Source organism: Streptomonospora arabica, from assembly GCF_039531585.1.
GTDB classification, from domain to species: domain Bacteria; phylum Actinomycetota; class Actinomycetes; order Streptosporangiales; family Streptosporangiaceae; genus Streptomonospora; species Streptomonospora halophila.
Genome location: NZ_BAAAQI010000014.1, coordinates 38923 through 58697 on the forward strand (window position 1 = coordinate 38923; position 19775 = coordinate 58697).

A 19775-nucleotide genomic window follows, 5' to 3' on the forward strand; every position below is an offset into this window, starting at 1 on the left:
TAATCATGCACGGAGAGTCACAATCCTTCGGGTGTCGCGGGGGACGGTGAGAGGGCGTGCGGCCCGCGCACTACCGTTGAGCGGGTGAAGAAGCTCGATCGACGCTCGGCCTGGCCGGTCGGTGTGGGGATGCTGTGCGGCGCCGTCCTGGACCGCGTGCTGCCCGATCCCCGGCGCGGACATCCCGTGGCTGCCTACGGCCGGGCCGCCGCCCTGCTTGAGCGGGGCCTCTACCGGCCCTCACGTGCGCGGGGCGCCGCGTTCGCGGTGCTCGCCGTGGCTCCGGCGGCCGCCGTCGGCGGACTGGTGCAGGCGCGGACGGCCGGCGCGGGCCGTGCGGCGGCCGTCTGTGCGGTGACGTGGGCCGTCGTGGGCGGAGCCATGCTAGGCCGCGAAGCGGGGGCCGTCGCCGACGCCCTGGAGGCCGGCGACCTCGCGGAGGCGCGGCGGCGCCTGCCGGGGCTGTGCGGGCGCGACCCGGAGTCCCTGGACGAGAAGGGGATCGCACGAGCCGCGGTGGAGTCCGTCGCCGAGAACACCTCCGACGCGGTGGTGGCCCCGCTGCTGTGGGGAGGCCTCCTGGGGCTCCCCGGCCTGCTCGGCTACCGCGCCGTCAACACTCTGGACGCGATGGTGGGCCACCGCTCCCTCCGCTACGAGCGGTTCGGGTGGGCCGCAGCTCGGCTCGACGACGTGGCCAACTGGGCGCCGGCGCGGCTGACCGCGGCGCTGGCCGCCGCGGCCGCGCCGCTCGTGGGCGGGTCCCCCGCTCGCGTGCTGCGTGTGGGGGCGCGCTACGGCGCCCGCCATCCGAGTCCCAACGCCGGGCACTGCGAAGCGGCGTTCGCCGGCGCGCTGGACGTGCGTCTCGGAGGGAGGAACGTGTACGGATCCCGGATCGAGGATCGTCCGGAACTGGGGGAGGGGCGCCGCCCCGAGGCCGCCGACGTCCGGCGCGCGGTGCGCCTGGCCCGCGCGGTCAACGACGCAGCCGCGGTCGTCGCGGCGGTTTCGGCCGTCGTGCTCACCGAGCGGGGCGCCGCCCGGAGTGCACGCGCACCGGGTCCGCGCGCGCTGCCGGGTGTGCGGAGCGCAGCCGCCCGCGACCTCGCCCGCGCATTGGCCCGCCGCTCGCGCCGCACCGGCCTCCGGCGGCTCGCGCGCACCCCGACGGGGAGGCGGCCGTGATGCGCCGCGGACCCGCGGGCGCCCCCGCGCTGCTGGTGGCCGGGACCACCTCGGACGCGGGCAAGAGCGTCATCGTGACCGGGATCTGCCGCTGGCTGGCCCGCCAGGGCGTCAAGGTCGCACCGTTCAAGGCGCAGAACATGTCGCTGAACTCGGTCGTCACCGCCGACGGCGCCGAGATCGGGCGGGCCCAGGCCGCGCAGGCCGCGGCCGCCGGGATCGAGCCGACCGCAGCGATGAACCCGGTGCTGCTCAAACCCGGAAGCGACCGCAGCAGCCAGGTCGTGGTCCGCGGCCGCCCCGTCGGCGAGACCGACGCGCTGGGCTATCGCGAGTTCAAGGACAGGCTGCGCACGGTCGCGGCCGAGAGCCTCGCCGAACTGCGCGCCGAGTACGACGCGGTCATCTGCGAGGGTGCGGGCAGCCCCGCCGAGATCAACCTGCGCCCCGGAGACATCGCCAACATGGGCCTGGCCCGGGCGGCCGGACTGCCCGTGCTCGTCGTCGGCGACATCGACCGCGGCGGCGTCTTCGCCGCCATGCACGGCACCCTCGCCCTGCTTGAGCCTGCTGACCAGGCACTGATCGCGGGCTTCGTCGTCAACAAGTTCCGCGGCGCCCCCGAACTGCTGGAGCCGGGCCTGGACATGCTGCGCCGCCTCACCGGCCGCCCGGTGCACGGCGTCCTGCCCTGGCTCGACGGCCAGTGGATCGACGTGGAGGACTCGCTGGCATTGAGCGGCGAGCGCGCACCGGCGCGGGCGCCGATCCGGGGCCGCACGCTGCGCGTGGCCGTGGTGCGGACGCCGCGCATCAGCAACTTCACCGACATCGACGCCCTGTCCGTGGAGCCCGGGGTCGACCTGCGCTTCGTCACGTCGCCGCAGGAGACCGACGACGCCGACCTCGTGGTGCTGCCCGGAACCCGGGCCACGGTCGCCGACCTGGCCTGGCTGCGCGAGCGCGGACTCGACGCGGCCGTGCTCGCGCGCGCACGGGAGGGCCGTCCGCTGCTGGGCATCTGCGGCGGCTACCAGATGCTGGCGCGGCGCATCCACGACGACGTGGAGTCCGGGGCGGGCGCGGTGCCCGGCCTGGGGCTGCTGCCCACCACGGTCGCCTTCGCCGCCGACAAGACCCTGGGCCGTCCGGTGGGGGAGGCCTACGGTCACCCGGTCGAGGGCTACGAGATCCACCACGGCCACAGCGTGCTCGACGAGGGCGCCGACCGCGATGCCGAACCGTTCCTCGACGGCTGGCGCCGGGGCGCGGTGTGGGGCACGACCTGGCACGGCGCACTGGAGAACGACGGGTTCCGCCGCGCCTTCCTCGCCGATGTGGCCCGCCGCGCCGACCGCGACTTCGTGCCCGCCCCCGACACCGACTTCGCCGCGGAGCGGTCCGCCCGCCTGGACGCGCTGGGCGACCTGGTGGAGCAGCACATGGACACGGGCGCGCTGATGCGGCTGCTGGAGGAGGGCGTTCCCGAGGGCCTTCCGGTCATTGCGCCGGCCGGAATTCCGGACGCCTGAGGGCCTCCCGGGGCGCCCGGGCGGCCGGAGTCGCCCGGGCGCCGCTGTCACGGCCGCCGCAGCCGAAGGCGCCGCCGCGCACGCCCAGGCCGCCAGGACCGCTGCCCCTTGGGTCGGGCTGAGCGGGTCCTGCGCCTGGGCGAACGTCGCGTCTGCGGAGCCGACGGCGAACATCCTTCGGCCGCAACGCGGTGACCGTCGGCGATCGTGTGCGGGCGGTGTCGTGGTCGGGGCTGTTCACGATCGCGGTCGGCCACGCGGACGGTCGATGCCTACTGCGGCCGAGGCCGGTCCGATGGCACCTCTCGAAGGTATCGCCGCTGAAGGGGAGCAGTGGATCGACCGCGAGCAGGCATCGGGCGCTTACGGCCCCCGGCTTTCCGCTGATACATGTGGAGTGGAGGAGGCGGGAGCGGACGCGGTGGAATGACTGGGGCGCGTGGGACGCGACCGCCGCCGCGCCTGGTGGGGCGCGGCGGCGGGGTCGGGGTGGTCAGACGTTGATGCCGCGTCTGCGGAAGGCCGCGAACCCGAGTGCCGCGAGCACTGCGGCGAGCGCGAGGAGCGCGGCGAAGGGGCCGGGGTCGAAGGACTCCACCGGCATCCGGGCGGGGTGGTGGAACGGTGAGGCGTCCAGCGCCGCGTTGGGCAGGTCCATCAGCGGACCGAAGGTGCCGATCACCGCGCCGTAGCCGACGACGGCCCAGGCCGCCGGTATCGCCCGCGGCGCCGCTCCGAAGAGCAGGGCGGCGAGCCCGAGCACGACCAGCACCGCCGGCACGTGGTTGAGGTGGGCCAGGGTGAGGTCGCCGATGTGCCGGGTGTCCCCGGTGACGAGCGCGGCGCCCGCGCCGATCGCCGCACCGGCCGCCGCCATGAGCACCACGACCGCGGCCGCGGTGACCGCGAGGTTGCTGCCGAGCCAGGCCCAGCGGCCGACCGGGGTGGCGAGCACGGGCTCGCCGCGGCCCCCGGTCTCCTCCGTGCGCAGGCCCTGTACGGCCAGGATCGCGTACGCGCCGACGATGTAGGACATGAACCCGGCCATGTAGGCGAGGTATCCGGCCAGCATGCCGTCGGCGCCGCCGAACAGCCGGACGAAAGCGGCCGGCATGTCCTCGGCGGCGTCCAGCAGGGTCTGGGCGTAGGCGCCGAAGGCCAGCGAGCCGATCGCCAGCGCGGCGGCCCAGCCGATGATGCCCGCCCGCTCCAGCCGCAGGGCCAGTCCCAGCGGGGTGCCGAGGGAGGCCGCGGCCCGGGAGCGGCCCGCCCGCACGGCGAGAAGGCCGGAGCCCAGGTCGCGGCGGGTCAGTAGGGCATAGCCGGCCGCGAAGCCGCCTGCGGCCACGGCCAGGGGGAGCAGCAGCGGCCACCAGCGGTCGAGTACGAACGGGGCGGTCTGCTGCCCCCAGGCCAAGGGCGAGAACCAGGAGAGCGGCGATCCGCCCTGCTCGGCCATGTCCCCTCCGGAGCGGACCACGAACGCCGCGCCGAGGACCGCCCCGGCCATGCCGGAGGCGGCGCGGGAGTACTCGGTCACCTGCACCGTGACCGCGGCCACCCCGGCGAAGGCCAGGCCCGTCGCGGCGATCCCGGCAGCGAAGACCAGGGAGCCCCCCGCGCCGTAGCCGCCGACCGCCGCCATCATCGCGAAGACGGCCGCGCCCGCCGCCGCGTTGGTGACCGCGGCGACGACCAGGGTCGCCGTCAGTGCGGCGTAGCGGCCGACCACGTTGGCGCGCACCAGTTCGGCGCGGCCGTTCTGCTCCTCCACCCGGGTGTGCCGGCTCACCAGCAGGATGCTCATGAGCGCCGCGAGGACCAGGAAGTACAGCCCGTACCCGTTGGCGACGAACCGCTCCAGGGTCGGGTCCTCGAAGCCGTATCCGGGGCCGATCATGAGCCTGCCGACGGGGTCCCGGAACATCTGCCCGATGGCCCGCAACTGCTTGTCGTCTCCGTAGGCGACGGGCAGCGCCGCGGTGAGGTAGCCCATGAACAGGGCGAAGCCCGCGGTCCAGGCGGGGAGCCGCACGCGGTCGCGGCGCAGCAGGAAGCGGGTCAGGGTCCAGGTGCCCGCGAACCCGCCGCCGCGGGCCGTGTGCGCCGTGTGCGGGCGCTCCGCGGCGGTGGCGGTCATTTCGCCACCCCCGCGGAGCTCGCGGCGCCGTCGTGCAGCGCGTCGCCGTAGTGGCGCAGCAGCAGCTGCTCCAGTGTCGGCGGGTGGGCGACCAGGGAGCGCACACCGAGCGCGCCCAGCGCGGCGACGATCCGGTCGAGGCGGTCGCCGTCGGCCTCGAAGCGGACCTGCCCGCCGGTGTGCTCCAGGCCGTGCACCCCCGGCAGGGCGGCCAGGGAGTCGGGCGGCTGGGCCGTCTCCGCGACCACGGTGGTCCGGGTGAGGTGGCGCAGTTCGGACAGGGTCCCGGTCTCCACGATCGAGCCCTGCCGGATGATGGAGATCCGGTCGGCCAAGGCCTCCACCTGGCCGAGGATGTGGCTGGAGAGCAGCACCGTGCGGCCGGCGGCCTTCGCCTCGCGGATGCACTCCTGGAACACCGCCTCCATCAGCGGGTCCAGCCCGGCCGTGGGCTCGTCGAGCAGCAGCAGCTCGACGTCGGAGGCCAGGGCGGAGATCAGCGCGACCTTCTGCCGGTTGCCCTTGGAGTAGGTGCGCCCCTTCTTAGCGGGATCGAGGTCGAAGCGCCGGCACAGCTCGTCGCGGCGCCCGCGGTCGAACGACCCGCGCAGCCGGGCGAACAGGTCGATCGCCTCGCCGCCGGTGAGGTTGGGCCACAGCTCCACGTCGCCGGGCACGAAGGCCAGCCTGCGGTGCAGGTCGACCGCGTCCTTCCACGGGTCGCCGCCCAGCATCGCGGCGTGGCCGGAGTCGGCGCGCAGCAGTCCCAGCAGCACCCGCAGGGTGGTGGTCTTGCCGGCCCCGTTGGGCCCGAGGAAGCCGTGCACCTCGCCCTCGGCGACGCTGAGGTCCAGCCCGTCCAGGGCGGTGACGGCCCCGAAGGACTTGCGCAGCCCGCGGATGTCGATGGCGGGCGCCTGTTCAGTCATCACTGCCTTCTTCCTCTTCCCCGTCGGCGGGGAACGTGGTGCGCATCCGCTCGCGTGCCTCGTCGGTGAACAGGCCGCTCAGGGCGTCCAGGGCGGCACGCACGTAGCGGATCTGGTCCTCGGCGGGGCCGTCGATGGACATGCCGAGGAGCCGCTCGGCCTGGTCGTGCAGGACCAGCAGGCCCAGCGACCACAGCACCAGCACGGTGTTGAGGTCCCGGGGCCGCTCGGAGGGCCGGAAGATCCCGGCGCGCTCGGCCTCCTCCGTCGACGCCATGGAGGCCGCCACGATCCCGTCCACCAGGGAGTCCGCGTGCTCGGAGCCTTCGATGAGCATGCGGGCCAGATAGCGCATCAGCGGGCGGGAGTCGGACTGCTCGCGCAGCGCCTCCAGCACGTTCACGGTCGGACCCTTGCTGAGGGCGGCGCGCTTGCGCTCCTCGATGATCGCCGCCACGTACTCGTCGCAGGCGGTACGCAGGCCCTCCTTGGAGCCGAAGTGGTGGGACACCAGGGCCTGGGAGACCCCCGCTTCCGCGGCGACCCGCTTCATGCTCGTTCCCCGCATGCCGTGCTCGGCGAAGAGGGAGACGGCGGCGTCGCGGATCCGTGCGCGGGCGGTGAGGTCCTCCGGGCCATCGGATGCTGATCGCATGATCAGTATGCTAACTGATCGACCAATCAGCGGCAAGTGCCTCCGCCTCACCCTGCCCGCGGGTCCCCGAGGGGCTGGGCGATGCCGCAGGTCGTCCGGGATTCCCGGCGAGCCGTCCCGCACGTGTGGCGGCGGTTCCCGGCGTTCTTGCCGGAGTGGCCGCGCACCGATGCCGCGCATCCGGTCGCCGTGCCCTCCCCTGACGAGCGAGCAGCCCGACGCGGTCCTGCGCGGCCGGGGCGGTGGGGAACCCTCCTGCCCGGCAGAGTCGGAGGCTGTGGACAACCGCCCGAGCCGCATCGCGGCGGGTTACCTTGGGGGTGGTGCAGCGGCCAGGCGGTCATGGGCGCCGGGTAACCGGCGGGTCCCATCGCGGAGGCGGCCGCGGGCCGCGCAGGGCGCGGCCGAGTCCGCTTTCGCACTCGACCTGGAGGTTCACAGGTGAACACCGCTACGATCCCCGCGTCCCCGACCGCACCCGCGAGCGCGGAGAACCCCGTACTCCGCGACCCCCGCTCCACCGACGACGCCGCGGGCCCTCTCGCTCGGCGGGTGACCCTCGCCCTCGACCCCGTCACCCATGATGAGCTGCAGCGCGCCGCCGGCCACCGGGACGTGGCCTCCTACCTCTACGTCCTCGCCGGGCGCTACGCGCGCTGGAACGAGCTGCGCGACTGGCTGTCGCAGCTGGAGACCGCCTATGGGCCGCTGCCGCCCGAGGCGCTGGAGCGCGTCCACCGCCGGATGCTGGGCCTGCCGCGCCGCAAGGAGGCCGCCCGCTCGGTCTCCGTCGGCTTCAGCGACGCCGAGTTCCGCGCGCTCAGCGATGCGGCCGGCGACCGTCCGGTCGCGGACTACCTCCGCGAGCTGCTGGCCGGGCTCCTGTGCCCGGCGCAGGGCACCGATCCCGCGGGGGCGGACACGGGCGAGGGAGGCCACCCGGGGTAGCGGCGGCCGCGCCGCGGGTCCGCCGGCGCGGGTGGCGGCGGACTTCGGCCGGGCGGGGTCCGCCCCCGGCCCGGCCCGCCGTCGCCGCCTCCGCCCTCGTCAGGCGGTGCCGAGAGAGCGCGCGTAGTTCACCGACTGCGTCACCTGCGTGATGGTCTCCTGGCCCTTCGCCGGGATCATGGTGGAGTGGTAGACGTTGTGGCCCTGCACGGTGACCTGCACGTTGCCCGTGATCTTCTCCTCCTTCATCAGCAGGAAGAGCAGACCCAGCAGCCCCAGCCCGCACGCCCAGGCGAACAGGAGGAAGGACACCACCGCGAGCACGATGCCCGTCGTCGCGATGCCCTGCGTGGTGTGGGTGAGGTCGGTGACGGTCCAGGTGCTGCCCTTGATCGGGATCCGGCCCCCGGGGGTGATCACCGAGGTCTGGGTGATGGCGATATCGCCGATGGTGGTCAGAACCGCCTCGTTCTGCGGGACCGGTGCGTAGGGAGCCTGCCAGCCTCCCGTCTGCGGGCCCTGCCCGTAGGGGACCAGCGATCCGGCGGAGGGGTCGGCGGCCGGGTACCCGCCCGAGGGGGCGCCCGGTGGCGCGTACGGGTTGTACGGATCGCCCTGCGGCCGCTGGTTGTAGGGGTCGCCCGGATCCGACGGGGGCTGGGGGTAGCTCATATCCGTCGATTCTTGCAAAGCCGGAGCACCGCCGGAACCGTATGGCCGAACCGGGTCGGTGCCGGACCCCCGGCCGCAGCCCCGGTGGCCGCCCCGGTGGCCGCCCCGGGCGGCCACCGCCCGGGGCACTCCCGGCGCCGTCTGCCAAGATGGGCGGCGACGGCACGAAGGAACGCGGTGCGAGTCCGCGGCTGTCCCGCAACTGTCAGGGCCCCGCTCCTTGCGCCCCCGCCGGAGCGCCGCCCGAGCCAGGAACTTCGTCCGTCGCGCCCATGTCCGGTCACGGGGCGAGGACCCCGGCACTGCTGAGAAGGACGTCCACGCGTGGCTACCATTCTGCTGCTGTCCACAGCCGACACCGAGCTGCTGGCGGCCCGGGCCGCCGAAGCCGGCTACCGCACCGCCAACCCGGCCCGCACCGGCCCCGAAAACGTGGGCGGCCTGCTCGACGGCGTCGACGTCGCCGTCGTGCGCCTACTCGGCGGCAGCGAGGCCTGGCCCGCCGGCCTGGAGCGGCTGCGCACCAGCGGCGTGCCCCTGGTCGCGCTGGGCGGCGAGGCGGCACCCGACGCCGAGATGATCGCGCACTCCACGGTGCCCTCCGGCGTGGCCACCGACGCCCACGCCTACCTGCGCGAGGGCGGCATCGCCAACATGCGCGAGCTGGCCCGCTTCCTGTCCGACACGGTCCTGCTGACCGGCGAGGCCTTCGAGCCGCCGCTGGCCATGCCCGAGTACGGGGTCCACGAGATCGCCCCGCGCGGCACCGGGCGGCCGGGGCAGGGGGCCGAAGACCCGCGCCCCACCGTCGCCGTGGTCTTCTACCGCGCCCACGAGCTCTCCGGCAACACCGCCTTCGTCGACACCCTCTGCCATGCCGTCGAGGACGCCGGCGGCAGGCCGCTGGCCGTGTTCTCCGGTTCGCTGCGCGGCCTGACCCGCGACAGCCACCCCGGGCTGTTCGAGATCCTCGACAGTGCCGACGCCGTGATCACCACGGTGCTCGCCGCGGGCGGCGCGGTGGCCGCCGACGCCAGCGGGGGCGGCGACGAGGACGCCTGGGACGCCGGCGCGCTGGCCGCCCTGGACGTCCCCATCCTGCAGGGCCTGGTGCTGACCTCCGCGCGCGAGCGCTGGCAGGCCTCCGACGCCGCGCTGACGCCGATGGACGCCGGCATGCAGGTGGCCATCCCCGAGTTCGACGGACGGCTGATCACCGTGCCGTTCTCCTTCAAGGAGATCGCCGACGACAGCGGCATCCCGGTCTACGCCGCCGATCCCGAACGAGCCGCCCGCGTCGCCGGAACCGCGGTGCGCCACGCCCGCCTGCGCGCGGTGCCGCCCGCGGAGCGGCGCCTGGGCGTCGTGCTGTCCTCCTACCCGACCAAGCACTCCCGCGTGGGCAACGCCGTAGGCCTGGACACCCCCGCCTCGGCGGTCCGCCTGTTCCGCCGGCTCGCCGAGCGCGGCTACGACCTGGGCGGCGACGACTCGCTGTGGCGGATGCCCGGCCCCGAGGAGGACCGGCGCGAGGACGACGGCGACCCGCTCATCCACACCCTCATCCGCGCCGGCGGCCACGACGTCGAATGGCTCAGCGAGGAGCAGCTCGCCGCAGCGACCAACCGCGTTCCGCTGGAGGACTACCGCCGGTGGTTCGAGGCGCAGCCCAAGCGGCTGCGCGACGCCGTGACCGAGCACTGGGGGCCGCCGCCCGGCGACCTCTACGTCGACGACTCCCGCGGCACCCCCGAGATCGTCCTGGCCTCGCTGCGCTTCGGCAACGTCGTGCTGATGATCCAGCCGCCGCGCGGTTTCGGCGAGAACCCCATCGCCATCTACCACGACCCCGACCTGCCGCCGTCGCACCACTACCTGGCCGCCTACCGGTGGCTGGAGGCCCCCGCCGAGCCCGCGGGCGAGGGGAGCGCCGCCGGCTTCGGCGCCGACGCGGTGATCCACCTCGGCAAGCACGGCACCCTCGAATGGCTGCCCGGCAAGGGCCTGGGGCTGGCCGCCGAGGACGCGCCCGACGCCGTGCTGGGCGACCTCCCGCTGATCTACCCGTTCATCGTCAACGACCCCGGCGAGGGCACCCAGGCCAAGCGGCGCGCCCACGCCACCGTCGTCGACCACCTGGTGCCGCCGATGGCGCGCGCCGACACCTACGGCGACATCGCCAAGCTGGAGCAGCTGCTCGACGAGTACGCCATGGTCAACGACCTCGACCCGGACAAGGCGCCCGCGCTGCGCGCCCAGATCTGGACGCTGATCAAGGCCGCCGAGCTTCACCACGACCTGCACCGCGACGAGATGCCCGGCGAGGACGAGTTCGACGACTTCGTCATGCACGTCGACGGCTACCTGTGCGAGATCAAGGACGTGCAGATCCGCGACGGCCTGCACATCCTGGGCGAGGCCCCCGAGGGCGGGGCCCGCGTCAACCTGGTCCTGGCCGTGCTGCGCGCCTCGCAGGTCTGGGCCGGGCAGGCCGGCGCGCTGCCGGGCCTGCGCGCGGTGCTGGCCGGCGCCTTCGGCCTCGACGAGAAGGAGCTGCTCGCCGAGCCGGGCGCACGCGCCGACGTCCCCGAGGGCTTGACCGCCCTGGTCGACGGGCCCGCGCGCACCGCCTCCGACGCCCTCGACCTGGTCGACGCGCTGGCCCGCCGACTCGTCGAGGCGATGGAGGAGTGCGGCTGGGCCGCCGACCGGGTCGAGCCGGTGGTCTCCCGCGCGCTCGCGGGCTCCTCCACCGGGGACGACCACGCCCGCCGGGCGGTGCAGGTACTGCGCTTCGCCGCCGAGGAGGTCGTGCCGCGCCTGGCCGCCACCAGCGACGAGATCGGCGCCGTCCTGCACGCGCTGGACGGCGGGCACGTTCCCGCCGGCCCCTCCGGCTCGCCCACCCGCGGGCTGGTCAACGTGCTGCCCACCGGCCGCAACTTCTACTCGGTCGACCCTAAGGCCGTGCCCTCCCGCAACTCCTGGGACGTGGGCCAGGCCCTCGCCGACTCGCTGGTGCGCCGCCACCTCGACGACAACGGCGAGCACCCCCGGTCGGTGGGGCTGACCGTGTGGGGCACCGCGGCCATGCGCACGCAGGGCGACGACATCGCCGAGGTGCTGGCGCTCCTGGGCGTGCGCCCCACCTGGGACGACGCCTCACGCCGCGTCACCGGGTTCGAGATCGTGCCGCTGGAGGAGCTGGGCCGGCCGCGCATCGACGTCACACTGCGCATCTCCGGGTTCTTCCGGGACGCCTTCCCGCACGTCATCGGTATGGTCGACGACGCGATCAAGGCGGTCGCCGACCTCGACGAGCCGGCCGAGCGCAACTTCCCGCGCGCCCACGCGCTGGCCGACCACGCCGACCACGGCGACTGGCGGCGTGCCACCACCCGCATCTTCGGCTCGCGTCCGGGCGCCTACGGCGCCGGCCTGCTCCCGCTGATCGACGCGCGCAACTGGCGCGACGACGCCGACCTCGCCGAGGTCTACGCCGTCTGGGGCGGCTACGCCTACGGCCGCGGCCTCGACGGCCGCGAGGCGCGCTCGGACATGGAGGCCTCCTTCCGCCGCATCTCGGTGGCCGCGAAGAACCAGGACACCCGCGAGCACGACATCGTCGACTCCGACGACTACTTCCAGTACCACGGCGGCATGGTCGCCATGGTGCGCCGGCTCACCGGCACCAACCCCGCCGCCTACGTCGGCGACTCGGCCGTGCCCGACCAGGTCAAGACCCGCACCCTGGGCGAGGAGACCCGCCGGGTCTTCCGCGCCCGCGTGGTCAACCCCCGCTGGGTGGCGGCCATGCGCCGGCACGGCTATAAGGGCGCGTTCGAGCTCGCCGCCACCGTCGACTACCTGTTCGGCTACGACGCCACCGCAGGGGTGGTCGACGACTGGATGTACGCCAAGCTCGCCGAGACCTACGTCTTCGACCCTGAGAACCGCGAGTTTCTGGAGCAGTCCAACCCCTGGGCACTGCGCGGCATGACCGAGCGCCTGCTGGAGGCGGCCGAGCGCAAGCTGTGGGAGGAGCCCGACCCCGAGGTGCTCGACCGGCTGCGCGAGACCTACCTCGCCCTCGAAGGCGACCTGGAGGACGAGGACTGATGCGCCGCTCCCCGCCCGCGCCGGTCCGCGCGGGCGGGGAGCGCCCCCTCCCGCCCGCGCCCGGTCCGTGTCCGGAATGCGGCCCGCTGCTGTGTGGTTGCTCACTTCTAGGGGGTACGTTTAGACCAAGCCGCGCTCGGACGGGAGGTCGGTAACGATGCCGTTTTGGGTCCTGTGGCTGATCGCGGCCGCCGCCTTGGGCGTAGCCGAGGTCTTCACCCTCACTCTGGCCCTGGGCCTGCTGGCAGCCGCCGCGCTGATCGCCGGGGTCGTGGGCGCCATCGGCATGGGGTTCGCCACGCAGGTCGCGGCCTTCGTCATCGCCTCGGCCGCCGGGCTGCTGGTGGTCCGGCCCATCGCCAAGCGCCACCTGCAGCAACCGCCCCTACTGCGCTCGGGCACCGACCGCCTCGTGGGCCAGTCGGCGGTGGTGGTCGACGAGGTCACCGGCGAGCACGGCCGGGTCAAGCTCTCCGGCGAGGAGTGGTCGGCGCGCTGCATCGACGAGGACACCGTGATCCCGCCCGGTACGCGGGTCGACGTCATGCAGATCGACGGCGCGACGGCGGTCGTGTACCCCAGAGAAGCGCTGCCGTGAACGCGACGGGCAGCGCGCCTCGCCCCTCTGCCCGCTCGGCTCCGTCCACACAGCCACCCAGGAGGTCGCCATGGGGATCGACATCCTCTTCATCGTCATCGCCGTCCTGGTCGTACTCGCCGTCTTGTCGACCGTGCGGATCGTCCCGCAGGCGCGCGCCTACAACATCGAGCGGTTCGGCCGCTACCAGCGCACCCTGCAGCCGGGCCTGAACTTCATCATCCCGGTCGTCGACCGCGTCAACACCAAGTACGACCTGCGCGAACAGGTCTTCTCCTCCAAGCCGCAGCCGGTGATCACCGAGGACAACCTCGTCGTCAACATCGACACGGTCCTCTACTACCAGATCACCGATCCGCGCGCCGCCGCCTACGAGGTCGCCAACTACCTGGCCGCCATCGACCAGCTCACCGTGACCACGCTGCGCAACGTGATCGGCGGGATGGACCTGGAGCGGACGCTGACCTCGCGCGAGGAGATCAACTCCATGCTGCGGGGCGTCCTCGACGACGCGACCGGCAAATGGGGCATCCGGGTCAACCGGGTCGAGATAAAGGCCATCGACCCGCCGCCCTCCATCAAGGAGGCGATGGAGAAGCAGATGCGCGCCGAGCGCGACAAGCGCGCCGTCGTGCTGCACGCCGAGGGTGAGCGCCAGTCGCGCATCCTCACCGCCGAGGGCGCCCGCCAGCAGGCCATCCTGGAGGCCCAGGGCGACCAGCAGGCGCGCATTTTGCGGGCCGACGGCGAGGCACAGGCGATCGAGCTCGTCTTCAAGGCCGTGCACGCCAACAACGCCGACCCCAAGCTGCTCGCCTACAAGTACCTGGAGACCCTGCCGCACCTGGCCAACGGCGAGGGCAACACCTTCTGGGTCATCCCCGGCGAGCTCAGCCAGGCGGTGCAGAACGTCTCCAAGGCGTTCTCCGCCGACGCCGGCGCGGCCGCGCCCACCGGCTCCGCCGAGGAGGAGGGCCCGGAGGCCGAGGGGGTCGAGGGCCGCGAGTCGCCCGGCGAGCTGACCGCCGGCCAGCACCGCGAGTCCCCGACCGAGGCCGCCGGCCACGCCGCCGAGATCGCCGCCCAGGCGGTGGCGAGCGCGCGCGAGGAGGCCGAGGCCGCCGCGGGCGCCGCCAGCGGCCAGGTGCCCGAGCCGCGCCCGCGCGACAAGGAGTAGCCCGCCGCACCGCCCGCGCCGGGCGGTCCCGGCGGCGGCCCGCAGCGGGCCGCCGCCGGTCGCGGGGCGGATCAGACCAGCAGCAGCTTGCCGGTGGTGCGCCGGGCCGTGAGGTCCTCGTGGGCGCGCGCCGCCTCCTCCAGCGCGTAGCGCCCACCGACGCGCACGTCCAGGCGCCCGGAGGCGACCAGCCCGTACACGTCCGCCGCGCGCTCCAGCAGCTCCTCGCGCGAGGCTATGTGGTGCGCGATGCTCGGCCGGGTCAGAAAGACCGAGCCGGCGGAGTTCAGCCGCTGCGGGTCCACGGGCGGCACGGCACCGCTGGCCTGGCCGAAGAGCGCGAGGACGCCGCGGGGGCGCAGCGACTCCAGGCTCGCGTCGAAGGTGTCGGCTCCGACGCCGTCGTAGACGGCCGCCACTCCGCGGCTGCGCGTCAGCTCGCGAACCGCGGGAGCGACGTCCTGGCGGGTGTAGTCGATGACCTCGTCGGCGCCGGCCTCGCGGGCGAGCGCCTGCTTGGCCTCCGTCGAGGCGGTACCGATGACGGTCGCACCGCGCGCCTTGGCCATCTGGACGAGCAGCAGCCCGGTGCCGCCCGCGGCGGCGTGCACGAGCACCGTGTCGCCCGGCTGCACGGCGTAGGTGGAGTGGGTCAGGTAGTGGGCGGTCATACCCTGCAGCAGCGTGGAAGCGGCCTGCTCGGCGGTGACGCCGTCGGGCACGGGCACGACGCGCCGGGCCGGGGCCGCCGCGCGGTCGGCGTAGCCGCCCGGCAGCATCGCCCAGGCCACCCGGTCGCCGGGGGCGACCCCGGTGACTCCGGCGCCCACCGCCGCGACGCGGCCGGCCGCCTCGACGCCGGGGGTGAAGGGGGTGGAGACCGAGTAGGCGCCGCTGCGCTGGTAGACGTCGATGAAGTTGACCCCGCGGGCCTCGACGTCGATCAGCACCTCGCCGGAGGCCGGCTCGGGGTCGGCGGTCTCGGTGAGGCGCATGACCTCGGGGCCGCCCTGCTCTTCGATGACGATGGCGCGCATGCCTGACCCTTCCCGGTTGCCCAAGTGTGCGTGGGGTGCGGGCGGCGACGGCGGCCGCCCGCACCCCACCCTAGGCGTCGCCGCCGGAGCCGGCCGAGCTCAGCCGCTGCACCTCGAAGCGGTGGAAGCCGACCATCGGCGTGTCGGTCTCGCTGCCGCGGCGCTTGAGCGTCACGCCGGTGCCGCCTGTCTTGCCGCCGGCGAGCGGTTGGTCGTCGACCGCCTCCAGGACGTGCTCGCCGTTGACCCACAGATTGACGGCCAGGGTCCCCGCCTCCTCGTCGTACTCGCACGCCATGGCCACCGTGTTGGTGACGGACTCGCCGTTGCCGTCGTCGGTGCCGTCGCGCATGGGCAGCTTGTCCGGAGGCTGGACGTAGCCGCCGACGTCGTCCGTGGTGGCCATGGCGGCCTCGCCGGACTCGCCGCCCACGCGCCGGATCTGCGCGCTGCCCCCGTCGAACCGCACCAGGCCCTCGTAGTGGGTGACCACGTCGTCCTCGGTGCTGCGGTGGAAGCACCGGAGGCCGTACTCGCTGTAGGCGGGCCCGGCCAGCGCCTCGGCCTCGGCCTCGACCAGGACGGCCTCGGGGTAGGTGCCGGTGTAGGGCGCGAAGGCGCCGATGCTGCCGTTGAAGTCGTTGTACTCCGACACGCGCAGGATCAGGCCGTTCTCCGGGTGGTAGGCGTACTCGGTGAACTCGTCCTCGGGGTCGTACTCGGTGGACTCCCAGGCGCTGCTCGCGAAGTCGTCCTCGTAGATCAGGGTGCCCTCGGGCGGACCGCCGCCGAGCAGCAGCACGGAGCCGAGCACGCCTCCGGCGACCAGGAGCAGCACTCCCGCGACGGCGCCGATGAGCAGTCCGGTACGGCCTCTGCCGGGCGCGGGGCCGCTCGCCGGGGCTGCGCCGCCCGCACCGGGCACGCCCGGCCCGCCGATGCCGGCCGAGGGCTGTCCGAAGGGCGGCGACCCGGCGTCATAGGGCTGCTGCGGACCGGAACCCCCTCCGTAGGGCTGCTGGGGTCCGGACGGGGTCCCGTAGGGCCCCGATGCCGAAGGACCGGCGCCGGGCGCGGGCCCGTACGGCGCCTGCGGTCTGGATCCCGGTCCGTACGGGGGCTGCGGGCCGGACGGGTGGCCGTAGGGCTTCTGCGGCGGGCCGGGCGGGGGGAAGCCGCTGCCCCCGGGCGCGTGTCCCGGGGCGCCCTGGCCGAAGGGTGCCTGGGGCCGCGGCGCGGGCCGCTCCGGTGCCGGCGGGACGGCGTGGGTGGAGGGCTGCGTGGTCGGCGGCCGGGCGGGGGACTCGGGGGCGAGTGCACGGGTCGACTGCTCGGTCGGGACCGCGTCGGGTCCGGCATCGGGTGCGGCGCCTCCGGCCGCACCGGCGGCCCCTGCTGCGGCGCCCGCGGCCGCCGTCCCGGCGGCCCCGACGACGGACGGCGGGGTCCAGGACTCCACGACGGTGCTGTCGACGATCGCCTCGCCCGGGTCGTCCTCGCCCACGAGCATGCTCAGCAGCCGCTGGGCGGTGGGGCGGTTGCCCGGCTCCTTGTCCAGCGCGCTGCGGACCAGGTCGCTCAGCCGCGGGTCGAGCCCCTCCAGGTCGGCCTCGCCGGAGCTGATCAGGTGCAGCACGGCCGGCACCGTCTGGGCGTCGAAGGGCGCCTTGCCGATACCGGCGTAGGCCACCAGGCAGCCCCAGGAGAAGATGTCGGAGGCGGGCGTGATCGGGCCGCCCGCGATCAGCTCGGGAGCCAGGTAGGAGGGCGTTCCCATCAGCTGGCTGGAGCGGGTGACCGCGCTCTCGTCGTCCATCGCGCGGGCGATGCCGAAGTCGATGACCTTGGGTCCCACCGCCGAGAGCAGCACGTTGCCGGGCTTGAGGTCGCGGTGGATGACGCCGGCGCGGTGGATGGCGGTCAGCGCCGCCGCGACGCCCAGGGCCAGGCTCTCCAGCGTGCCGCCGCTCATCGGGCCCTCGGCGCTGATGGCCTGGGCGAGGTTCGGTCCGGGCACGTACTCGGAGACGATGAACAGCGGGTCGCCGTCCAGGCGGGCGTCGAGTACCCCGGCGGTGGAGAAGCGCGCGACCTTGCGGGCGGACTCGACCTCGCGCGCGAAGCGGCGGCGGAAGTCCGGGTCGTCGGTGAGGTCGGGGTGGATCAGCTTGACGGCCACCAGCCGTTCGGCGGTGTCGCGGGCGAGGTAGACGGTCCCCATGCCGCCGCGCCCCAGCCTGCCCTCGATCCGGTAGTCGCCGAGCTGGTGGGGGTCGCCGGTGCGGAGGGGTTTGGCGCGCTCGTGCCCGATGTCCGTCACAGTGCTGCGTTCCTTAGGCCGGCAGGCGATTCGGGGTCTCAGCGTACAGACGCCCCGGACAGGGCGAGTCGGGGCGGGTTCGCACGAGTTCGCCGACTGGGGGCGGGGTGTTCCTGATATTAGACAGGATGCGGCGCGTCGCGGTTCCGCGAATTCACAGGATCGGCTAGTGTTAGTACACACGTTCGAATAAGCGCCTGTCCTTCCCCGCAGGCCCAGGCCGCCCGATCGAGGGCGCCGCAGCTTGAGGGGAGTGTCGCCAGTGGGCCACGTCTACGGTGTGCCGGTCGCGGTCACCGAGCACGAGGGGCGGCCGGTGCGCTTCGTATGGGAGCACCGGGTCTACAACGTCCGCCACATCGTCGACCACTGGGTCACCCTGCGCGCCGACTGGTCACCCGAGGTGCAGGAGCACCTGCCCCAGCGCGCCCACTGGCGGGTCGAAGCCGGATCCTCCGGCGCGCTGGGCGTCTACGAGCTCCAGCACGACTCCGCCACGGACCGATGGCTGCTGGCGCGCGTCTGGGACTGACCCCGCCACCTGGCCGCATCCGGCCGCATCCGGTCGCGGGCGCCGCGACCTGGCCGCGACCTACAGCAGCGGTCGGCGGCGGCCGTGGCCGGTGGCGCGCTCGAAGGAGCGGCCGATCTCCAGTACCCGCCGGTCGGCCCGATGCGGTCCGGCGATCTGCAGGCCCACCGGCAGCCCGCCCGGCGTGAACCCGCCGGGCACGGCCAGCGCCGGGCAGCCGGTGATGGTGATGTGGTAGCAGGAGCGCATCCAGTCGAGGTAGGTCTGCTGCTCGGCGCCGTCGATGTCGGCCGGGTACTCCAGGTCCGCGTCGAAGGGCGCCACCTGGCTCACCGGCAGCAGCAGCGCGTCGTAGCGCTCGAAGAATTCGCGCACACGGTGGTAGATGCGGGTGCGCTCCAGCTCGGCGCGCGCCACGTCGGCGCCGGAGAGCTTGCGGCCTTCGTCGATGTTCCAGGCCAGACTGGGCTTGATCCGCGGGCGCTCGCGGTCCAGCAGCGGTCCCAGCGTCGCCTCGAACTGCCAGGCCCGCAGCGTGCGGAAGACGTCGTCGGCGCCGGAGAGGTCGGGGGCGTCCTCGGCGATCTCGCAGCCCAGCTCGGAGAAGACCTCCAGCGCGGGCGCCAGGGCCTCCGTCACCGCCCGCTCGCACGGGGCCGACCCGCCGAGGTCCGGCGACCACGCCAGGCGCAGGCCGCGCACGTCGGCTTCCAGCGGCGGGGCCAGCGCCGATCCCGGCTCGCCGAGGGCGACGGGGCTGCGCGGGTCGGGGCCGGCGATCACCGACAGCAGCAGCGCCGCGTCGTCGACCTCCCGCGCCATGGGGCCCTGCACCGACAGCTGCGACCAGCCCAGCGGTGCGGGGTGCTGCGGCACCCGCCCCGGCGACGGCCGCAGCCCCACCACGTTGTTGAACGACGCGGGGTTGCGCAGCGACCCGCCCATGTCGGAGCCGTCGGCCATCACGTGCATGCCCGCCGCCAGCGCCGCGGCCGCGCCGCCGCTGCTGCCGCCCGCCGAGCGCGCGGTGTCGTAGGGGTTGCGGGTCAGCCCGAACACGGGGTTGAAGGTGTGCGATCCGGCGGCGAACTCGGGGGTGTTGGTCTTGCCGATGGTGATCGCCCCGGCAGCGCGCATCCGCGCCACCACCAGTTCGTCGCGGTCGGGCACGTGGCCGGCGAAGACCGGCGAGCCGAACGTGGTGCGCACGCCCGCGGTCTCGTGGGTGTCCTTGTGCGCCACCGGCAGCCCGTGCAGCGGCGGGGGTTCGCCGCCCGAGGCCAGCAGTTCGTCGGCGGCGTGCGCCTCGTCCATGGCGCGCTCGCCGCACAGCGTCACCACGGCGTTGACGGCCGGGTTCACCGCCTCGACGCGCTGCAGGTGCGCGGCCACCACCTCGCGGGCGGAGACCTCGCGTGCGCGCAGCATCCGCGCGAGCTCGCGGGCCGGTCGGCGGGTGATCTCGGCGGTCTCGTCGTCGCGCATCGCGGTAGGGTCCTCCGGTCGTCTGATGCTGCCCCGCAGGCCGCGGGCCGGGCGGGCGCTGGTGTCCGGGTGCGGCCATCCCATCCCGATCGGGGCGCCGCCGCAAGGGTGATCGTCGCCGGAGCGCCGCCCCGGCGGCGGGCGGATCTCGCCGAGGCCGCTGCGCTGCGCGGCGGTGGACGCGGTGGAGGCCGGACGGGCGCGGTATGAGACTCTTGTTGGCGGTGCCGGCGCCGGGCGTACCCGGCCGGGAGCATCCCGGCCGCGCCGCGGCGCGCAGGAACCCGGTGTGAATCCGGGACGGTCCCGCCACTGTGACCAGGGAGCGGCCCCGCAACGAGCGCCACTGCCGGAACCCCTCCGGTGGGAAGGCGGCGGGCGAGCGGTGATCTGGAAGCCAGGAGACTGCGCGGCACCGGGCAAGACCCCTATGGGCGTGGACT

The 19775-nt window shown here is 74.4% G+C and carries 15 protein-coding genes and 2 riboswitches; of the genes, 8 read left to right on the forward strand and 7 right to left on the reverse strand.

The genetic code is table 11. The features are described from left to right. Positions 1 to 129 precede the first annotated feature (129 nt). The 3 genes from ABD284_RS19425 to ABD284_RS19435 all read left to right on the forward strand — a co-directional run bounded on the left by ABD284_RS19425 (position 130) and on the right by ABD284_RS19435 (position 3150). Entirely contained in the window at positions 130 to 1188 is a 1059-nt protein-coding gene (locus ABD284_RS19425; RefSeq protein WP_344145631.1) for a cobalamin biosynthesis protein, read from the forward strand. Beyond that, positions 1188 to 2720, forward strand: coding sequence for a cobyric acid synthase (locus tag ABD284_RS19430; protein ID WP_344145491.1), 1533 nt, complete (start codon positions 1188 to 1190; stop codon positions 2718 to 2720). Before ABD284_RS19425 ends, ABD284_RS19430 begins: the two co-directional genes overlap by 1 nt. Positions 2721 to 3015: 295 nt before the next feature. Then, positions 3016 to 3150 (forward strand): hypothetical protein, encoded by a 135-nt coding sequence (locus tag ABD284_RS19435; protein WP_344145493.1) that lies wholly within the window; start codon positions 3016 to 3018, stop codon positions 3148 to 3150. A gap of 63 nt (positions 3151 to 3213) precedes the next feature. On the opposite strand, the gene ABD284_RS19440 is transcribed toward ABD284_RS19435, so the two are convergent. From ABD284_RS19440 to ABD284_RS19450, 3 genes are read right to left on the reverse strand one after another with little or no spacing between them, the layout of a single operon-like run. Continuing rightward, the gene (locus ABD284_RS19440; RefSeq protein WP_344145495.1) at positions 3214 to 4860 is read right to left on the reverse strand and encodes an ABC transporter permease; all 1647 of its coding nucleotides are present in this window, start codon (positions 4858 to 4860) and stop codon (positions 3214 to 3216) included. Beyond that, positions 4857 to 5789 (reverse strand): ABC transporter ATP-binding protein, encoded by a 933-nt coding sequence (locus ABD284_RS19445; RefSeq protein WP_344145497.1) that lies wholly within the window; start codon positions 5787 to 5789, stop codon positions 4857 to 4859. The genes ABD284_RS19440 and ABD284_RS19445 overlap by 4 nt, the downstream gene beginning before the upstream one ends. Beyond that, complete coding sequence (locus ABD284_RS19450; protein ID WP_344145499.1) at positions 5782 to 6444, reverse strand: TetR/AcrR family transcriptional regulator; 663 nt, start codon at positions 6442 to 6444, stop codon at positions 5782 to 5784. The genes ABD284_RS19445 and ABD284_RS19450 overlap by 8 nt, the downstream gene beginning before the upstream one ends. Before the next feature lie 441 nt (positions 6445 to 6885). Here ABD284_RS19450 and ABD284_RS19455 point away from each other — a divergent pair, with 441 nt between their 5' ends. After that, positions 6886 to 7392, forward strand: a complete 507-nt coding sequence (locus ABD284_RS19455; RefSeq protein WP_344145502.1) for a hypothetical protein — start codon at positions 6886 to 6888, stop codon at positions 7390 to 7392. 99 nt (positions 7393 to 7491) lie between these two features. On the opposite strand, the gene ABD284_RS19460 is transcribed toward ABD284_RS19455, so the two are convergent. After that, entirely contained in the window at positions 7492 to 8064 is a 573-nt protein-coding gene (locus ABD284_RS19460) for a hypothetical protein (protein ID WP_344145504.1), read from the reverse strand. Positions 8065 to 8231: 167 nt separating this feature from the next. Then, a riboswitch (cobalamin riboswitch) is annotated at positions 8232 to 8322 on the forward strand. Positions 8323 to 8388: 66 nt separating this feature from the next. Between ABD284_RS19460 and cobN the strand changes: the two genes are divergently transcribed. The 3 genes from cobN (at position 8389) to ABD284_RS19475 (ending at position 13958) form a co-directional block, all read left to right on the forward strand. Beyond that, on the forward strand, positions 8389 to 12183 hold the full coding sequence (cobN, locus tag ABD284_RS19465) for a cobaltochelatase subunit CobN (protein ID WP_344145506.1): 3795 nt from the start codon (positions 8389 to 8391) through the stop codon (positions 12181 to 12183). Between the two features lie 157 nt (positions 12184 to 12340). Continuing rightward, positions 12341 to 12781 (forward strand): NfeD family protein, encoded by a 441-nt coding sequence (locus ABD284_RS19470; protein WP_344145508.1) that lies wholly within the window; start codon positions 12341 to 12343, stop codon positions 12779 to 12781. Positions 12782 to 12851: 70 nt separating this feature from the next. Then, positions 12852 to 13958, forward strand: coding sequence for an SPFH domain-containing protein (locus tag ABD284_RS19475; RefSeq protein WP_344145510.1), 1107 nt, complete (start codon positions 12852 to 12854; stop codon positions 13956 to 13958). 71 nt (positions 13959 to 14029) lie between these two features. Here the strand turns inward: ABD284_RS19475 and ABD284_RS19480 are convergent, their stop codons facing one another. Both ABD284_RS19480 and ABD284_RS19485 read right to left on the reverse strand, forming a co-directional pair. Continuing rightward, positions 14030 to 14995 carry a quinone oxidoreductase family protein gene (locus tag ABD284_RS19480; protein ID WP_344145512.1) on the reverse strand — a complete coding sequence of 322 codons (966 nt, stop codon included), beginning with the start codon at positions 14993 to 14995 and terminating at the stop codon, positions 14030 to 14032. Positions 14996 to 15065: 70 nt separating this feature from the next. Further along, complete coding sequence (locus ABD284_RS19485) at positions 15066 to 17315, reverse strand: serine/threonine-protein kinase (RefSeq protein ID WP_344145514.1); 2250 nt, start codon at positions 17313 to 17315, stop codon at positions 15066 to 15068. 262 nt (positions 17316 to 17577) lie between these two features. Here ABD284_RS19485 and ABD284_RS19490 point away from each other — a divergent pair, with 262 nt between their 5' ends. Further along, positions 17578 to 17847: a DUF6504 family protein gene (locus ABD284_RS19490; protein ID WP_344145633.1), complete on the forward strand. Its 270-nt coding sequence runs from the start codon at positions 17578 to 17580 to the stop codon at positions 17845 to 17847. Positions 17848 to 17907: 60 nt separating this feature from the next. Here ABD284_RS19490 and ABD284_RS19495 read toward each other — a convergent pair whose 3' ends face one another. Further along, complete coding sequence (locus tag ABD284_RS19495) at positions 17908 to 19332, reverse strand: amidase (RefSeq protein WP_344145516.1); 1425 nt, start codon at positions 19330 to 19332, stop codon at positions 17908 to 17910. A 277-nt stretch (positions 19333 to 19609) separates the two neighbouring features. Further along, positions 19610 to 19740, forward strand: a riboswitch (cobalamin riboswitch). Positions 19741 to 19775: the final 35 nt, after the last annotated feature.